Raw genomic sequence first — 18104 nt, 5'->3', positions numbered from 1 at the left:
GAGCGCGGCATAATCGCCCATGCTGAAACTCAAGGTGACTAAGCGCTGTCACTAGGTTAGAAAGCTTTGACGGTTTTTAGTCCAAGCACTACATAAGGGAGAGTAAACAGCATGGCTAAAATTGAAAAAAAGCCCGAAGAGTGGCAAAAACAGCTGACGCCAGAACAGTACCGCGTAGCGCGTGAAAAAGGCACAGAACGCCCGTTCAGCGGCGATTATCAGGTGGTGGATGCCCAGGGCATTTATCACTGTGTGTGCTGCAATGCACCGCTGTTTGAGAACGAGCATAAATTTGATGCCGGGTGCGGTTGGCCTAGCTTTGATCGGCCGTTAGGTACCCGCTGTGTGGAAGAGCATCAAGATGGCACCCATGGCATGCAGCGCACGGAGGTCGTTTGTTCACACTGCGATGCCCACCTAGGCCACGTTTTTCCAGACGGACCGCCAGAAACGACCGGTTTACGCTACTGCATTAACTCAGTGTCGCTGGAATTTCACCCCGACGAGTAATCGCGGCTAAAAGGAAACCCAGCAAGGCGGGCGCCATCTGCTAGAATGGCAGCCCGCTTTTTTGTGCTTGTAGGAGAGACTCATGCTCGGCTGGTTCCCCGGACATATGAACAAGGCCCGCCGCCAGATCAAAGAGGTGCTGCCTGAAATCGACGTCGTCATTGAAGTACTTGATGCACGTCTGCCCTACTCCAGCGCCAACCCAATGCTGGCCGAGCTGACGCGCCATAAGCCGGTGCTAAAAATTCTTTCCCGCGCCGACCTTGCCGACCCAGAGAAGACCGCCGAATGGGTCGCTTTTTTCGATGCCCAAGAGAACATGCGCGCCTTCGCGGTCACCACCACCAACACCCGTGAGCTAAAGCAAATCCCCAAACTTTGCCATGAGTTGGCCGGTGCGGTACGCGCCGACCGAGATGTTCGCGTGATGGTGATGGGCATTCCCAACGTGGGCAAATCCACGCTGATTAACGGCCTGGCCGGGCGTAAAATTGCTAAAACGGGCAACGAACCTGCCGTGACTAAGCGCCAGCAAAAGGTGCGCATTGATGGGCGTGTAGCGCTTACCGACACGCCGGGAGTGCTGTGGCCCAAAATAGAAGATCAGGCCAGCGCCTATCGCCTCGCGGCCACCGGCGCTATCCGCGATACGGCCATTGAGTACATCGATGTAGGAATTGTCGCTAGTGCAGAGCTTGCCAAACGCTATCCTGAGGCGCTGACTGCGCGCTATAAGCTCAAAGAGCTGCCGCCTTACGCCGCGCCAGACATTCCCCACGACATTGATGCCGACGGCCCGAAAAAACCCGATTTCCTTGCTATTGCAGGCTTCGATGGTCATGCCATTTTAAAAGACATCGCCGCCCGGCGCGGCGGGCTGCGTGCCGGTGGCGCAGTCGATCTGCACCGTGGCGCGGAAGTTCTGCTCCACGAACTGCGCGACGGTAAGTTAGGGCGAATGACGCTGGAGACACCTGCGGATATTCCACCGCCACCGGTGCAAAACGACGAAGACAATCAAGTGCTTTCCGACGCATAATGGCCAATAGCCCCATAGCTAACGGCAGCTTGCGGGCACTGTTTTAAACTCATGTTTTTAGATACACATGCTTTTGGACACTTTTGGGCCTCTAGCCACTTTTGGACAGACATCTCATGACTACTCCGCAGTCGCATGAAACACAACCGCTGAAAAAATCTCATAAGCTGCATAATGTCTGCTATGACATTCGCGGCCCGGTACTCGACCACGCCAAACGCCTGGAGGAAGAAGGCCATCGAATACTTAAGCTGAACATCGGAAACCCTGCGCCTTTTGGCTTTGAAGCACCGGAAGAGATTCTTCAGGATGTGATGAGCAACTTGCCTACGGCACAGGGCTACTGCGACTCCAAAGGACTTTACTCCGCACGCAAAGCGATTATGCAGGAGTGCCAGCGCAATCAGATTCCCGGAGTGGGCATTGAGGACATATTCATCGGCAACGGCGTCTCTGAGCTGATTGTGATGGCGATGCAGGCGCTGCTTAATGACGGCGATGAAGTATTGATTCCCGCGCCTGACTACCCGCTTTGGACAGCCGCCGCACACCTTTCAGGCGGCCACGCAGTGCATTACCTATGCGATGAACAGGCCGACTGGACGCCCGACATGGCAGACATTCGCGCCAAGATCACCAGCCAAACCCGCGCCATTGTTCTGATTAACCCCAACAACCCTACCGGCGCGGTATATCCGCCGGAGGTGGTTAAAGACGTGTTGGCGATTGCTAAACAGCACAACCTGGTGGTGTTCTCCGACGAGATCTACGACAAAATTCTGTATGACGGCGTAGAGCATACCGCCACCGGTGCGCTGGCCGACGATGATCAGCTGGTCATTACCATGAATGGGCTATCTAAAAGCTACCGCTGTGCAGGCTTTCGATCGGGATGGATGATTCTCTCCGGCACCCTGGCTAAATTAAACGCCAAAGATTATATCCAGGGGCTCAATATGCTGGCCTCCATGCGGCTATGTGCCAACGTGCCAGCACAACATGCGATTCAAACCGCGTTAGGGGGCTATCAATCAATTAATGATTTAATCCTGCCTGGCGGGCGGCTGCTGGCGCAGCGTGACATTACTATTGAGAAGCTAAATGCCATCCCCGGCGTCTCCTGCGTGATGCCAAAAGGTGCGCTCTACGCGTTTCCGCGGCTCGATCCTAAGGTATTCAATATCAAAGATGACCAGCAGTTGGTACTGGATCTGCTGCTGCAGGAAAAAATATTGCTGGTGCAAGGCACAGCCTTTAACTGGCCCGAGCCTGACCATGTCCGCATTGTGACGCTGCCTTGGGCAGACCAGCTAGGCGATGCTTTGGATCGTTTTGCCAACTTCTTATCCCGCTATCGGCAGTGAAGCCGGGCGAGTCGCTAGCGATGGCATAGCACCGTCATCGGGCACCGGCATACGCTGACGTTGCTTTGACTTGAAATTGCCATGAAGAGCACGTAGTTAAGTCTCTAGATCACGACTCATTTTATTGGCTGTGTGTATAAACCGTTTCCATAAACGCTAAGGGAGGACCTGCATAATGATGCGAATTCTGCTGTTTCTAGGCACCAACATAGCGGTGTTGCTGGTCGCCAGCATTACCTTGCGCCTACTAGGCGTTGAAGGCTATTTACGTGGTCAAGGCATCAACTTTACCAGCCTGCTAATTTTCTGCTTCATATTCGGCATGGCAGGCTCCATCATCTCGCTATTCATTTCCAAATGGATGGCTAAGCGCAGCACGGGCACGGTGATTATTGAAACGCCCTCCAATGCCACCGAACAGTGGTTGCTGGACACCGTCGCGGAGCTTTCCCGCGAGGCCGGCATCAAAACGCCCGAAGTGGGCATATTCCCGGCCCAACAGTCCAACGCCTTTGCAACTGGCTGGAATAAAAACGATGCGCTCGTCGCGGTATCGGCGGGCTTAATGAATCGCATGCGCCCTGAAGAAGTCCGCGCGGTTTTGGCCCACGAAATTGGCCACGTGGCCAACGGCGACATGGTCACGCTGGCGCTGATCCAAGGGGTAGTGAATACCTTCGTCATGTTTTTTGCCCGCGTGGTAGCGCACTTAGTCGATAACTTCCTGAAAAGCCGCAGCGGTGGTGAAGGCGGTTTAGGCTTTATGGGCTACTTTGCCGTAGTGATTGTGGCAGAGATCGTGTTTGGTATTTTGGCCTCCGCCATCGTTGCCTGGTTCTCGCGTTATCGTGAATATCGCGCCGATGAAGCCGGTGCGCGCTTGGCAGGCACTAATGCAATGGTCAGCGCCCTCGCGCGCTTGAAGACCGAAACCGAAATGCCCGACCAAATGCCCGATACGCTGCGCGCCATGGCGATCACCAAAGGCCAAACACGCTCATTACTTGAGAAGATGTTTGCCAGCCACCCGCCGTTAGATGAACGCATTCGCGCACTGAAAGAAGCCGCCTATCGTCAGTAAGTATGGGCACTAGTCCTACACACTTCAGGCCCGCAGATGCGGGCCTCATTGTTTCAACTTTTGTTGTTTCAGCTTTTGTTGTTTCAACTACCGCTGCTTCCATCCTCCGCTACACCGTCAGCGTTACACCGAATCCCGCCCCGCGCAGCATGCCCTCTAGCGCCACCGCATCCCCTGACAGCTGCACATTGAGCGTGGCGAACTCACGCCGCAATGGGTAGTTAGCACGACAATCATCAAAACCTTTTGCCCCTCCCTGGAGCAGCGCTTGGCGCTGAAACGTATCGTGATCGCGGCGCACGTCATAAACGGCTCGCATGCATAGACGCAGGGCGTCTTCTGGCGCCAGCGGATGCTGTATATGCAGCGATGCAAGCGCAGGCGGCGGGCAGATATCGACAAACGAGGGTCCACTAGGCTTTTCGCAGTGACGAGCTAGCGCCTGCTGAATCATCCAGGTACCCCGCAGTTTGCCATCCAGGCTATGCCCGGCAATATGCGGTGTCGCTAGTGAGACCAAATCACGCAAGCCAGCGTCGATTGCCGGCTCGTCTTCCCATACATCTAGCACCGCGCGGATATCACCCTGACTGGCTAAACGACTACGCAGTGCCAAGCCATCCACACAGTCACCCCGCCCGGCATTAAGCAACACGCTACCCGGCGCGATTTCATCGACACGCTGAGCATTGAGCAGGTGATAGCTGGCATGCGGGCCGTCACGAGTCAGCGGCGTATGCAGGCAAATCACGTCACAGTGCTTGATAACAGCATCTAGCGAGTGAAACCCTTGCGCACCCTCAACCTCTGCTCTGGGCGGGTCACAGGCAAGCGTAGCCATGCCCATGGCCGTTAACCGTGCTTCCAGCCGCCGGCCCACATTCCCCACCCCCACAATGCCGACACTGCGTTCGCTAAGCAGCCAGCCATCGCGCTCGGCTAGCGTCAATAAACTGCTCAACACGTAATCGACCACCGCCTCAGCATTGCAGCCCGGAGCGCTAGCAAAAGTGATATTGCGCTGCGCTAGCGCAGCATGATCGATATGATCGGTGCCGATCGTGCAGGTGCCAATAAAGCGCACGGGGCTGTCAGTAAGCAACTTACCGTTAACCTGCGTAATAGAGCGCACAATCAGCGCATCGGCATCGTGCAGGTGAGCGGCCGTTATTTCACGGCCGGGCACGCGGTTGATGGCACCAAACGAGCCAAAGCAGGCATCAGCAGCGGGGATATTGGCGTCGATTATAAGTTTCATAGGCGTTTGGGTATCCGGGCTTTACAATACGCCCGCGAAAGTTTGATGTGCAGGCGTGTTTAAAGGGCATTTAAGGAGAGTGTTGTGATCGTACGCTGGGAAACCAACCATGACTATGTGTTGGTTCATATTCACCAGGATATGTTTGGTGATTGGATTTTCAGTCGCGCCTGGGGCCAAATCGGCACTCAGTTTGGTGGCCTGAAACATCAGCTAGCCGACACCTTGGACCAAGCCCAGATGTGGCTTGAGGACGAGGCCACGATTCAGTCCTCACGGGGTTTTCGTAAGATACTGGAAGTGGCCGACCATACGCCTGAAGGCCAGGAGGCCATGCGTCAGCTCTCACTACTGGATTTGATTTAAGCAGCTCATTCGCTAGCCTAAAAAGCGCCGCCCGCTACGCTCATGAACACCGGTAGGTGCCGCGGCATCTGGAGGCGTTGCAAGCGCCGCCAGCGCCGTTTCATTCAACCAGCCGTGTTCGCGTAGCCAAGCGCTCAAGCGCGCTAATTCGAAGCCACGCTCCAGCTCCTCCCCTTGGCTATCCACCAGCACCGGTATGCGCGTACCGTAGCGCTCAACCAGCTCAGCATCATCAATAATCTCAATATGATGCAGCCACACTCTTTGATTCGCCAGCGTGGCTACCAATGTCTCTAGCTGAGTGCATAGATGGCAGCCCTGGGTTGTATAAAGCGATAGCCGGATCATTCCAATGCTCTCCTCTGGCAGGCTTAGTGAGCCGCTGGATGACGGAGTAGAAACACATGGTGCAAATTAGTACGCCGTTGAAAGTCGGGGTCAAAGCTACGCCCGGTGATGTCTTCTACCGCGTAACGTTCGCTGAGGGTTTCATCCAACTTAAATCGCCGCTGATTATTAGAAAACACTAGCGTGCCGCCGGGTGCTAATCGCGCCATAGCGAGATCCACAAGACGAGGATGGTCACGCTGCACATCTAGCGTGTCGCGCATCTTCTTCGAGTTAGAAAACGTCGGCGGATCCATGAAGATCAGATCAAACTCGGTACTCGCGGTTTCTAACCAGCGGAAACAGTCATCGCGTACGACCCGGTGTAGGCGCGTATCAAGCTTATTCAGCGCGAAGTTGTCTTTAGCCCATTCAAGATAGGTGTTAGACATATCCACACTGACGCTGTCACTAGCACCGCCTAATGCCGCTTGCACCGTTGCCGTAGCGGTATAACAGAACAAGTTTAAGAAGCGCTTACCGCTGGCCATCTCACCTAGCATGCGACGCACCGGACGATGATCCAGAAATAACCCGGTGTCGAGATAGTCACGCAGGTTCACCCATAGCCGCGCGCTACCTTCCTGCACTTCAAAACGCTCCCCGCTCGCGCCACGCTTTTGATACTGGGCGCTGCCAGCCTGCCGCTCGCGGCGTTTAATATAGATCTTACTGGCGTCAACGTTCAGCGCCTCTGGCATTACTTCCAAGGCGTCGTACAAGCGCTTTTGCGCCTGAGAAGGATTGATTGAGCTGGGCGCTGCATATTCCTGCACATGCACTCGATCACCGTAACGATCCACCGCAAGGGCATACTCGGGCATATCGGCGTCGTATACGCGGTAGCTCGTTTCGCCGCTCTGTTTCAGCCACTTCTTCAGGCGCTTTTGATTTTTGATTAGGCGGTTGGCAAACATCTGCGCATTGTCTTGAGCTTTTGGCGCAGGTGAATCGTTTGGAACCGCTTGCGTATCAAAGCCAGCCGAGGCTTCACTCGTGGCCTCACGACGCTCTGCGCTAGCCGCTGACACTACCTCGCCATTACCCGCGGGAGCCGCGCTCTCGGCATCAGTGCCATGCGCCGCCCCACCCACATCCATCAGCAGCAGCTTGGCATCCAGGGCACCGTTTTTAAGCGCGTACTGTTTGTGCGCCCGCATTCCTAGCCGATGGCCCAAATCAGGGTTGCCGGTAAAGACTGCCAGCGTCCAGCCAGGGAACAGTGCTTTGGCTTTCTCGCCCAGCTGCGCGTATAGGCGCACAAGCTCGGGCAGCTCACCCAGACGCTCGCCATAAGGCGGATTAGTAATCAACAGGCCGCTTTGCGCGGTCAGCGTATCGGGCCTGGTAAGCTGGGCAAGACCCTGCCCATGCAGCGTCATTAACGCGGGGATACCGGCCCGCATAGCGTTGGCTTTCGCAGCCGTTAGGGCCGCTGGGCTCTGATCAAAACCTATCAGCTGGGCTTTGCAACGTTTACGGCCAATCGATGCACGCGCTTCGGCTTCACGCTTTTGCTCACGCCATACGGAATCATCGTGACCCGCCCAGCCGTGAAAACCAAACCGCTCGCGATTGAGGTTAGGCGCTTGATCGGCGGCCATCATAGCGGCTTCGATAAGCAGCGTTCCCGCGCCACATAGTGGGTCAATCAGCGGCTCACCGGCTTTAAGGCGCTCAGGCCACCCTGCACGCACCAACAATGCGGCGGCTAAATTTTCTTTCAGCGGTGCATGCCCAACGTCGCGTCGATAGCCACGGCGGTGCAAACTTTCACCTGAAAGATCGAGGCCAATAGTCAAGTTCATCCGGTGCAGGTGAGCATAAATACGCAGATGCGGCGTTTTGATATCGACGTTAGGGCGCTCCTGCCCTGCCAGCTGTAGCGCATCGACCACGCCGTCTTTAACCGTTTGTGCGCCAAAGCGGGTATGCCGTATATGTTCACTGCGGCCATGAAAATCCACCGCCAGCGTGTTTCCAGGCGCCAAGTGGTTTGTCCAGGCAATGCGTGCAACCACATCGCGCACCTGTTCGGCGGTATCGATCATCGGCTCGCGCACCAGCGTTAAAATGACGCGGTTGGCTAATCTCGACCATAGGCATACGCGATAGGCAATCGCTTGGCTGGCAGTAAAATAAACACCTGCCACCGTTGTTTTACCCGGCGTGGCGCCTAGCGTCATGAGTTCATCGTGCAGCAGGCCTTCAATGCCTTTCGGGCAGGTGGCTAGCAGACTTAAGGGGGCGTTTTGACTCGGCTCAGTCATGATATTGGTCATGATAATAGCTGCGCGGAAAGGCGCGATATTCCTATATATAGCAAATGAGTTTACGTTTTGTGACAATTTATAGTCGACAGATGACCCCATCATGGTCTAACAATAAGAGAGTAGCTACTGAAAAACGCATGCGTTACCTGTCAGGATCTCTTAAGAAGGTAGTTTGAAAGAGGCCTATGATGGATAAGAGTTCGCCGCTCGACCCGTTCAGCTCGTGAGGGCTAGACAGTTGAGTTGATGCGGCAGCTCGCTCTTGAAGCAAGCTCTCGGAATAGCAGATGCTGTCGGGCATATTTTATGGATAGCTTCGATAACATCCTATTTCTTCTTAAAGGCTTTCGTGAAAAGAGGTTAGCCAATGAAACGACAAAAGCGTGATCGCTTCCAGCGGGCATATGTCCACGGCTATAAAGCAGGTGTATCGGGTCGCTCTCGCGATGATTGTCCCAGTCAAGATATCAATTTACGCGAATACTGGATGAGCGGTTGGCGTGAAGGTCGCGGCGACCAGTGGGACGGGATGACCGGCGTTTCCGGCATCCACAAAAACCCTCTGGTCATGACCTAGCGTTTTATATTTTCTAACGTTTAAACGAAATGTTTTTAATAAGCCCACCCTACTCAGTGGGCTTTTTTAGTGCCTGACGTCTTCAATGCCTTGGCACACTCGCCCACGAGCCTGGGGCCTTGATAAATCAAGCCTGAATAAAGCTGCACTAAATCCGCACCAGCGGCCATTTTTGCCTCAGCGGCGGCAGCACTGTCGATCCCCCCGACGCCTATAATGGGCAGCGTTGGCAAGTGCTCACGCAGCTGTCGAATCACACGATTAGACGCCTCAAAGACCGGCCGTCCTGACAGCCCGCCGGCCTCCTCGGCCTGAGGGTCGCCCTGCACTACCTCGCGGGAAACAGTGGTGTTGGTAGCGATGACGCCATCCAACGCATTGCGCTCAATGCTTCCCGCCATTAGCGCGACTTCTTCTTCGCTCATGTCCGGAGCTATTTTGATCAGCAGAGGTACGTGGCGACCCGCTTGCGTATTTAACGCTGTGGCGCGTGCGCGAATGGGCCCCAACAGTGCATCTAGCTGTTCACCAAACTGTAGGCTGCGCAGGCCAGGCGTATTCGGCGAGGAGACATTAACGGCAATGTAATCCGCACAAGAATGCACGGCATCTAGGCACAACAGGTAATCGTCCAGTGCGTGCTCTACCGCGGTGGTTAGGTTTTTACCAATATTTATGCCCACAATGCCGCCATAGCGGCGTTTTTTAACCTGCTGAATCAGATGCTCAACCCCTTTGTTATTAAAACCAAAGCGGTTGATGATCGCGTCATGCTGCGCCAAGCGAAATAGCCGTGGCTTGGGGTTGCCTGGCTGTGGCTGTGGAGTGACCGTCCCGACCTCGACAAATCCAAACCCCAGCGACCCCAGTGCATCAAGATGGTCTGCGTTTTTGTCCAGCCCGGCGGCCAAGCCAACCCGATTAGCAAACCTTAGCCCCATCAACTCGATAGGATCATTGACCGGCTGACCAAACAATCGTGCTACGCCACCGATACGATGCAGTGACTCGAGCGCACTTAGCGCCATCCCGTGGGAGGTTTCTGGATCGATGCGAAAGAACAGCGAGCGGGCAAGCGCGTACATGGCGAGTCTCTTGAAGCGAATCGAAAACGGGCGCCAGTATAACGCAATAAAGCGCGCCCTGGTGGAGAACCAGGGCGCGCTTTAACCTACCAAGAACACATTACCAAAAATAAAAGCTACGATTTTAGGCTTCGTTATCGCTCTCGGCCAAATCCACCAGTTCGCGCACCGCCACGGCAAAGAGCGCAAAGCCACCTTCATTCCCGCTGCGCACTTCTTCGATAAGACGACACCAGCGACGATGCAGATCAGCGTGCTGATCCAACCACTGTGCCACTCGCTCTTCGATATCGCGACTACCCGCATCCAGCTTCAGCACGCTGGTGGTAAGCGCAAGCTGTTGACGCTCTATGTCATCACGGAAGGTTTCCCGTGCCTGCGCCTGCCAGGCATCGCGCACTTCCAGTTGGTTCACCTGCTGAATCATCCAAGGTAGTTCTAACCGGCTACCGACCTCGTAAAGCACCTCGGCCACTCGCTGGGGTTTTTCATTGGTTATCCGAGCGGCTTGGATAATGCCTAGCCCGGCGTACAAGCTCGATGACGCCGCAACGGTAGAAGCCAAGGCTTCAGGCACACCAGCGTCTAAAAGCTCGTCACGGCGCGCACTCCAGCCGCTGAGCTCTTCACCACTCAGCAGCTCGCCGATGCCTTCTTGCAACTGCGCCAGGCGCGGAGCGAAATACTCAATAGTATCTTGAGTGGAAAGCCCCAAGTGCTGGCGCACGAACCAGCGCGTAGCGCGGCGGATTAAACGCATTAAATCGAGCATCATTGAATACTGGATGCGGTTAGGCACCTGATTATCCAAGGCCTCAATTTGCGCCCACAGCCCGGCCAAGTTGAAGCTATCGCGCGCTACCACGTAGGCGCGCGCAACATCGGCACGGCCCGCCCCGGTTGAATCAATAAGGCGGCGCACAAACACGATGCCCATGTGATCCACCAAGTCGTTGGCAACTTGGGTCGCCACGATTTCACGCTTAAGACGGTGCTCATACATTTCGTCTTTAAAGCGCTCAACCAGCACCGCTGGGAACAGCCGCTCAAGATGGCGATGAATATAGCTGTCGTCAGGCACATCGGACGTGATCAAATCGCCCTTCAGCGTGCTCTTGGCATAAGAAATCAGCACCGAGAGTTCCGGTAAGCGCATACCTTGCGCATTGCTGGCGCGCTCTTTTAACGCTTCATCGGTGGGTAGGAACTCAAGCTCGCGGTCAATCTGCCCTGCGGCCTCCAGCTCGCTGATAAAGCGGCGATAGGGCCCCAGTGATTGATTGGAAAGAATCGCCGATAGGTCTAGCGCCTGACTTTGGCGGTAGTTATCCAGGATGACTAGGTCCGCCACTTCGCCTGTCATTTCCGCTAACAGCTGATTGCGCTGTTTTTCAGTCATATCGCCACGCTTGACCACTTCATCAATCAAGATTTTGATATTGACCTCGTGGTCGGAACAGTTCACACCGCCTGCGTTATCAATGAAGTCAGTGTAAACACGGATTCCTTTGGCGGCGGCTTCCATACGCCCGCGCTGGGTCAACCCGAGGTTACCGCCTTCACCGACCACACGGCAGTTCAGCTCAACGCCGTTGATCCTTAGGGTGTCGTTGGCTTTGTCACCCACATCGGCATCGGTTTCGTCGGAGCTTTTCACATAGGTGCCGATACCGCCGTTCCAGATCAAATCCACCTGGGATTTGAGCATGGCGCGAATCAGTTCATTAGGCGACAGGCGCTCCTCTTCAATGCCAAATACCTGCTGCATTTCAGGCGTGATGCTGATCGACTTAGCGCTGCGGCTAAAGATACCGCCACCGGCAGATATCAGCTCCTGGCTGTAGTCTTCCCAACTGGATCGCGGCAATGTAAACAACCGTTTGCGCTCAGCAAAAGCGGCGTCGGCATCCGGATTGGGATCAACAAAGATATGCAGATGGTTAAACGCACCCACCAGCTGAATTTTGTCGGAAAGCAGCATGCCGTTGCCGAACACATCACCGGCCATGTCGCCGATCCCGACCACGCTGAACAGCTCGCGCTGGGTATCCAAATCCAGGTTTTTGAAGTGCCGCTTCACGGATTCCCAAGCACCGCGTGCGGTAATCGCCATTTTCTTATGGTCGTAACCATTTTCGCCGCCCGATGCAAACGCATCGCCCAGCCAATGGCCGTACTCAATAGAAATGGCGTTAGCGATATCAGAGAACGTCGCGGTGCCTTTATCTGCAGCGACGACCAAGTACGCATCGTCTTCATCATGGCGGACAACATTTAAAGGCGGCACAACGTCGCTGCCAACTAAGTTATCAGTGATGTCCAACAGCGCGCGGATAAAGATCTGATAGCAGGCAATACCTTCTTTTTGCACCACTTCACGGCTGGCATTCTCGGGCATGCGCTTGCAAACGAAGCCGCCCTTGGCGCCTACCGGTACGATCACCGCATTCTTCACCTGCTGCGCTTTCACTAGCCCTAATACTTCGGTGCGGTAGTCTTCAAAACGATCAGACCAGCGCAGACCGCCGCGCGCCACTTTACCGCCGCGCAGATGCACGCCCTCAACCCGGGGCGAGCAGACAAAAATCTCAAACATCGGCCGCGGCTTAGGCATGCCGGTAACTTTAGAGGGCTCAAGCTTATAGGCGATATAGTCTTTAAAGCGGCCATCTTCGGTCAGCTGATAATAGTTAGTCCGCAGCGTGGCGAGAATCAGCTCCATAAAGCGGCGTAACAGTTGGTCATCGTTAAGGCTAGCAACGCTCTCCAAGTGCTCGTTCAAACGCGCAATGGACTCATCGGTTGCATGGCTCTGCTGCTCAGGATCAAAGCGTAGGCCAAATAACGCCACCAACTCTTTGGTGATAGCCGGATAATTCGCCAACGTAGCGGCAATGTAATCCTGAGACATACCAAAACGGATTTGCTTGAGATAGCGCGCGTAGCCTCGCAGCATCGCTACTTCACGCCAGTCGAGCCCCGCGCCAATAATCAGGCGGTTGAAGGCATCGTTATCAGCTTCGCCGGCCCATATGCGCTTGAAGGCTTCACTAAACACATCGCGCATATCGCTTAGATTGACATCCGTACCGCTGTGTTCAAGTTCGAAATCGTGAATCCAGTAGCGCTGGTCGGGGGCGTTAATGTCGTAGGGGCGCTCACCGATTACCCGCAGGCCGAGATTTTCCATCATCGGCAGTACGTCTGAGAGCGGAATTTGCGATTCGCGGTGGAACAACTTCAGGTTCACACCGCCGCCCTGCTCTTCCAGAGGGCGATAAAGCGACAGCGATAGGTCATCGCCGTTGTCCAGCGTTAACAGATGCTGAACATCAAACACGGCCGTACGGGCCGAGAAGTCTTCGCGATAGCTGGCTGAAAACGCCTCGCGGAACTGATCCATCAGATGGTTCGCGTGCTCTTCACCAAACCCTTCAATCATCGCGCTTTGCAGCTCATCCCGCCAGCTGCGCGCCAGCCGCGCCACTTTGCTTTCAAGACGCTTAAGATCGTAGTCGCTCGGCGCATCGCCGTTAAAGCGTAGAATCAGCTGAATACGCGCCAGTACCGACTCGGAGAGATAGGTGTTGAAATCGCCAAAGTGGGCGTCTAACTCATCGCACAGCACGGTTTGAATTCGCTGACGCAGGTCCGTCGTGAACACATCTCGGGGCACAAAAACCAGGCAGGAGTAGAACTTGCCACTGATATCGGCGCGGATAAACAGCCGTACCTGACGGCGCTCACGAATGTTCAGAATGCCAAGCGAGGTGCTGGCAAGCGACTCGGTGTCAATCTGGAACAGGTCATCACGGGGATAGACTTCCAATACCTGCAGCAGCTGCTTACCGTTATGCCCCTGGGGATTGAAGCCGGCGATATCCATCACTGCTTTCAACCGACGGCGCAGCAGCGGAATATTTCGCGGTGATTCGTTATAAACCGTCGAGGTGAATAAACCGAAGAAACGCCGCTCGCCAATAACGTTACCGTCATCGTCATAGCGGTCAACGGTGATGTAATCGGGATAAGTAGGACGATGTATCCGCGAATGGTGCGCGCTTTTCGCGAAAGAAAGCAGCTGGGGCACCAGCACGTAGCCATTGTGCTCATCCACACCCTCTTCGGTGCGAATACGCTCACAGTAGCGCGGCTGATCTAGGCGGAAAACGCCCAGCACGCTCTCGTTATCGCGCTGTAATTGATCACCTAGCTCGCCGTCTTCCAAGCGATATTCATCGTAGCCCAGGAAGGTAAAGTTATCCTTGAGCAGCCACTCTAAAAAGGCGATCGCCTCTTCGTGGTCATCGGGATCAATTTGCGGCGGACAGTTTTTTTCTAGCTCTTGAATCGACTCGGTAATTTGCGAGCACATAGCGTCGTAATCGCCCACGGCGGTACGTACATCGCGTAGCACTTCGTGCAAATTACGTTCAATTTTTTCCAGCAGCGCCATGTCGGTGTGGCGATCGACCTCAATCACGATCAGCGATTCACGCGCTTCAGGCGCGTTCTCATCGCGTGGCGACGTCAGCGACTGCAGCTGATGGCGCTCATCACGCGCCACTGCCAGCACGGCGTTTTGAATAGCATGCACCGTCAAACCACGACGGTTGAGCTCGATACGCACCGAGTCAACCAGGAACGGCATATCCTCATGCAGAACGGCCACAAAGGTATGTGTTGACTGCCAGCCGTGCTCTTCAAAGTCGGGATTAAACACTCGCACCTTGGGGCTTTGCGGGTCGTGGTGCTGCAAGAACTGCCAGATCGATAGCGTGGCGCCATACAGGTCGTCTAGGCGACGATCCACTAGGTCTTCCACCGGCACGGTGGCATAAAAGTGTCGAGCGAAGGCATCCACAGTTGCCGCACGGGCAGGCTCTAACCGCGCACTTAGTCGTTCCTGCAGCTGTTTCAAAAGATCTTGCCGGCTCTCTTCAATCGCAACGTAGTGCATCCATCACCTCGACTGCTTAGGCCTTTTTTCGGCCAAAAAACGAAGGACAATAGGCCTTTAGGCCAACATATCGTCTAGCTTACGCTACCTGTGGCCACCTCACTAATCACCTGACAGGTTAATCATGGCACATGCCACTTATGCATTAGGCATGGGTACAACCTAGCCATCGCGCCGCTGCAGCAATACCCCGCATTCACAGTGATCTGTAAAAGGGAATTGATCAAACAGCGCAAAGCGCTCAATCCGATGGGTTTTGGTCAGTATGGTCAAGTTTTCCGCCAACGTAGCGGGGTTACATGAAATATAGACGATCTGAGCATATTCACTGAGCTGTTCACAGCTTTGCTCATCTAAGCCTGCACGCGGTGGGTCGACCAGAACGGTGGAAAAATCGTAGTCCTCCAGGGCCATTTCCGCCACGCGCCGTCCGGCTTTCTCGCCTTTAAGCGCTAGTGAAAACTCCTCCGCTGACATCCGCGCAATATGGGCGTTGGTCACGCCGTTGGCATCTAAATTGACGTTGGCACTAGCCACCGACGTGCGGGAAATTTCGGTGGCCAGCACCCGCCGAAAGTTATCCGCTAAGGCAATAGTGAAATTGCCGTTACCGCAGTAAAGCTCCACTAAATCGTTCTGGGCGCCTTCCTGCTGTTTGCCTGTCACTTCTCGCGCCCAGCTGAGCATTTTCTGGCAAATATGTGCATTGGGTTGGGTGAAGCTATTTTCGACCTGCTGATAGTGCAACGTGCGGCCATCTACCTCCAGACGCTCCCAGACATGGTCGCGCGTTAAGACAATACGCTGCTTACGTGAGCGGCCAATAATCATGATGCCCAGCGCTGCTTCTAAGGCGCGCGCCTCTTGCTCCCACTCGTCCCCTAGCGGCCGATGGTAAACCAGCGTTACCAGCGCCTCGCCCGACAAGGTGGTTAAAAACTCGACCTGAAAAAGGCGACGACGCAGCTCATCTGATTGAAGGCATGCTTCACGCAGCTGTGGCATGAGCTGGTTGATGCGCGTACTGGCAACGGCATATTGGTCAAGCCGAACGACACGCTTATTTTTTGGATTTGCAGCATCCACCTCAAACATGGCGTAAAAAAGATCGTCACCTTCATGCCAGATACGAAACTCACAGCGCTGGCGATAGTAGCCAGGCGGTGACTCAAAGACCTCTAACGCTGGCGGCTGAAAAGCGGCAAACGTAGTTTCCAGATAATCACGTTTAGCGGCTAGCTGCTCAGCATAACGTTCAGGTTCTACAACGGGGATAGCCAAGGCTGCTCCTCATGGATTTAATCAGTTCGATAACAGTGATGGGGGTTAGCGTCGTTCGGCATTAGTCTTAAGCAGCCATGCCTTTTAGCAGCTGGGGCGCTTTAAACCCATAGCGCGCAAAACCCACGGTCAGGTTAGTGGCGGGCGCGGTGGTAAAGCAGCGACCATCGTGATGCCTGCTCGTGAGCGGATCAACGACTTGCGCGACCCGCCGAGCAATAGCATCGCCGGAGTCAATCCAATACAGCGGCATCGGGGCAAGCTGCGTCAGCCACGGCTTCAGTAGCGGAAAATGGGTGCACCCCAGCACCACGGTGTCTAGCGCCGGCTGCGTTGAAGGCGTAGGCAACACGGCCTGCCACAGCGGGGCCAGCGCCGCCTGCATACGGGCAACGCTGGGCGCCCCACCGGCCAAGTACGCCTCTGCCTCGATCACCAGCGCATCGGCAGCAACCCGCGTAATAACACAATCGCTGGCAAAACTATCAATCAAGCGCTGGGTGTAGGGGCGCCCCACCGTTGCTTTAGTGGCTAGCAGCCCAATATGGCGTGTCTGACTCATCGCGGCGGCAGGCTTAATGGCGGGCACCGTTCCCACCACGGGGATGGTCAGCTGTTCCCGCAAAGTCTCCAACGCTAAGGTGCTTGCAGTATTGCAAGCGACCACCAGCACGCTGGGCTGGCAGGCACCAACGGCGGCCTGGCACACCGCCACAATGCGCTCAGCCAGCGCAACGTCATCGCGCAAGCCATAGGGTAGCCACGCATTGTCACAGGCATAGCACATAGCGACATCAGGATAGTGTTGGCGTAGCGACTGCGCCACTGACAGGCCGCCGACGCCGGAATCAAAAATTAATACAGGGGCTTGCATGACTCTCTCTGCATGACGTTTTACTCATGGCGCTCTTTGGATAGCTCTGCTGACGCTGATTTTTTTTCAGCGCCGAGAAAAGTTATCGCTGAGTCTTGCGCAGCATAAAAACGGGGCCGCTAGTTTAGCATGCCCCGCGAGTGAGATTATCGGCTGGCGTTAAGAAGAAAAGAGTAATCGCTGGGCTATACTTCGGGCACGTCGGCACCGCGCAACTCTGCGTAAAGTTCAGGATAGGCTTCCTGCAACCGCTCAAGCTCCTGCTCAGCGCCTTCGGGCAATGCTTGTCGCAGCTCTTCCATATCTTCTGGGCTGAAGTGTTCGTCAATCAACGGGAATAACCCCTCGCGCTCATGGCGCAGGTAGGCACGATGCGCTTCTAAATAGTCCTTTAGATCCTCGGCAAAGCGATCCATGGGGAGCACATTGTCCATCAGAATCATATCGATATCGTTGGATAGACGCTGTAAACGTGGCTTTAACTCTCGATAATCAATCGCCATTTGTTCGGTAAGCGCAAGATGCTCAGGGGCTTGCGTCTGAAGCCGTTCAACGCAGACGCGCTCAAGCGGGGCGGCAAAGCCATCCATGTAAGATAAAATATAATCAACGACTTCGCGCATTAACTTGAAGTTGGGGCGCTCACCCAGTGCTAGCGTTTTTTGCTTGAGCTGCAGCACGTGGAGCAATCTCGCCATGTTGGCATGATCTAGACGCAGTTGGTTTAACATCGAACTGTCTCCTTTATTGAGTCATGCCTGCCATCGCACCTTGCGGGGTGACGACATGCGATCATGAGCGCGCCTTCACCAGCGCGCCATTATTAAACGTAAAGCTACTAAAACACATAGCCCCTAATGCGGACACATAACAACTTGCGAGGGCTATCACCAATTATTATCAATAACGACTATCAACCACAATGCCCTTCAGGCGCTATCCTAGCAAGTGTATATTGCGAGTAGAATATGCCAAAGGTAGCCTGCTAAGCCGTGGTTTACCATCGACATTCGCTGGCACTTTGTTGTTCAACGCCTCGATTCTCTGCC

Annotated in this window: 14 protein-coding genes; 6 read left to right on the top strand and 8 right to left on the bottom strand. The window is 54.8% G+C overall.

Translation table 11 applies throughout. The annotated features are described in order from the left end of the window. The first annotated feature begins 111 nt into the window (after nucleotides 1-111). The 4 genes from msrB to htpX all read left to right on the top strand — a co-directional run bounded on the left by msrB (nucleotide 112) and on the right by htpX (nucleotide 3994). A complete protein-coding gene (msrB, locus tag ACT3TF_RS04275) occupies nucleotides 112-510 on the top strand; it encodes a peptide-methionine (R)-S-oxide reductase MsrB (RefSeq protein WP_096281344.1) in 399 nt (132 codons plus the stop codon). 82 nt (nucleotides 511-592) lie between these two features. Beyond that, the gene (gene ylqF, locus ACT3TF_RS04270; protein WP_096281346.1) at nucleotides 593-1549 is read left to right on the top strand and encodes a ribosome biogenesis GTPase YlqF; all 957 of its coding nucleotides are present in this window, start codon (nucleotides 593-595) and stop codon (nucleotides 1547-1549) included. A 116-nt stretch (nucleotides 1550-1665) separates the two neighbouring features. Beyond that, nucleotides 1666-2913 (top strand): pyridoxal phosphate-dependent aminotransferase, encoded by a 1248-nt coding sequence (locus ACT3TF_RS04265; RefSeq protein WP_096281348.1) that lies wholly within the window; start codon nucleotides 1666-1668, stop codon nucleotides 2911-2913. 175 nt (nucleotides 2914-3088) lie between these two features. Continuing rightward, nucleotides 3089-3994: a protease HtpX gene (gene htpX / locus ACT3TF_RS04260; protein ID WP_096281350.1), complete on the top strand. Its 906-nt coding sequence runs from the start codon at nucleotides 3089-3091 to the stop codon at nucleotides 3992-3994. 109 nt (nucleotides 3995-4103) lie between these two features. Here htpX and pdxB read toward each other — a convergent pair whose 3' ends face one another. Then, entirely contained in the window at nucleotides 4104-5252 is a 1149-nt protein-coding gene (gene pdxB / locus ACT3TF_RS04255; RefSeq protein WP_444671644.1) for a 4-phosphoerythronate dehydrogenase PdxB, read from the bottom strand. A gap of 84 nt (nucleotides 5253-5336) precedes the next feature. Here pdxB and ACT3TF_RS04250 point away from each other — a divergent pair, with 84 nt between their 5' ends. Then, a complete protein-coding gene (locus ACT3TF_RS04250; RefSeq protein WP_096281354.1) occupies nucleotides 5337-5618 on the top strand; it encodes a hypothetical protein in 282 nt (93 codons plus the stop codon). A gap of 12 nt (nucleotides 5619-5630) precedes the next feature. Here ACT3TF_RS04250 and ACT3TF_RS04245 read toward each other — a convergent pair whose 3' ends face one another. Beyond that, nucleotides 5631-5966 carry a glutaredoxin family protein gene (locus ACT3TF_RS04245; RefSeq protein ID WP_096281356.1) on the bottom strand — a complete coding sequence of 112 codons (336 nt, stop codon included), beginning with the start codon at nucleotides 5964-5966 and terminating at the stop codon, nucleotides 5631-5633. A 23-nt stretch (nucleotides 5967-5989) separates the two neighbouring features. Then, nucleotides 5990-8275 (bottom strand): bifunctional 23S rRNA (guanine(2069)-N(7))-methyltransferase RlmK/23S rRNA (guanine(2445)-N(2))-methyltransferase RlmL, encoded by a 2286-nt coding sequence (rlmKL, locus tag ACT3TF_RS04240; protein ID WP_444671643.1) that lies wholly within the window; start codon nucleotides 8273-8275, stop codon nucleotides 5990-5992. A gap of 370 nt (nucleotides 8276-8645) precedes the next feature. On the opposite strand from rlmKL, the gene rmf reads away from it, so the two are divergent. Next, nucleotides 8646-8855: a ribosome modulation factor gene (gene rmf, locus ACT3TF_RS04235; protein WP_096281358.1), complete on the top strand. Its 210-nt coding sequence runs from the start codon at nucleotides 8646-8648 to the stop codon at nucleotides 8853-8855. A 53-nt stretch (nucleotides 8856-8908) separates the two neighbouring features. Here rmf and ACT3TF_RS04230 read toward each other — a convergent pair whose 3' ends face one another. From ACT3TF_RS04230 to ACT3TF_RS04210, 5 genes are all read right to left on the bottom strand, one after another. Next, nucleotides 8909-9940, bottom strand: coding sequence for a quinone-dependent dihydroorotate dehydrogenase (locus ACT3TF_RS04230; protein ID WP_444671642.1), 1032 nt, complete (start codon nucleotides 9938-9940; stop codon nucleotides 8909-8911). Between the two features lie 124 nt (nucleotides 9941-10064). Next, nucleotides 10065-14900: an NAD-glutamate dehydrogenase gene (locus ACT3TF_RS04225; protein WP_444671641.1), complete on the bottom strand. Its 4836-nt coding sequence runs from the start codon at nucleotides 14898-14900 to the stop codon at nucleotides 10065-10067. A 162-nt stretch (nucleotides 14901-15062) separates the two neighbouring features. Beyond that, nucleotides 15063-16181, bottom strand: a complete 1119-nt coding sequence (gene trmA, locus ACT3TF_RS04220) for a tRNA (uridine(54)-C5)-methyltransferase TrmA (RefSeq protein ID WP_444671640.1) — start codon at nucleotides 16179-16181, stop codon at nucleotides 15063-15065. 67 nt (nucleotides 16182-16248) lie between these two features. After that, on the bottom strand, nucleotides 16249-17055 hold the full coding sequence (murI, locus tag ACT3TF_RS04215; protein WP_444671639.1) for a glutamate racemase: 807 nt from the start codon (nucleotides 17053-17055) through the stop codon (nucleotides 16249-16251). A 185-nt stretch (nucleotides 17056-17240) separates the two neighbouring features. Beyond that, nucleotides 17241-17786, bottom strand: coding sequence for a hemerythrin domain-containing protein (locus ACT3TF_RS04210; protein ID WP_096281367.1), 546 nt, complete (start codon nucleotides 17784-17786; stop codon nucleotides 17241-17243). Between the last annotated feature and the right edge of the window lie 318 nt (nucleotides 17787-18104).

The sequence above is a fragment of the Halomonas sp. AOP25-F1-15 genome, from assembly GCF_052378675.1.
GTDB lineage: Bacteria > Pseudomonadota > Gammaproteobacteria > Pseudomonadales > Halomonadaceae > Vreelandella > Vreelandella casei.
This window is presented reverse-complemented; position numbering and strand designations above follow the sequence as displayed.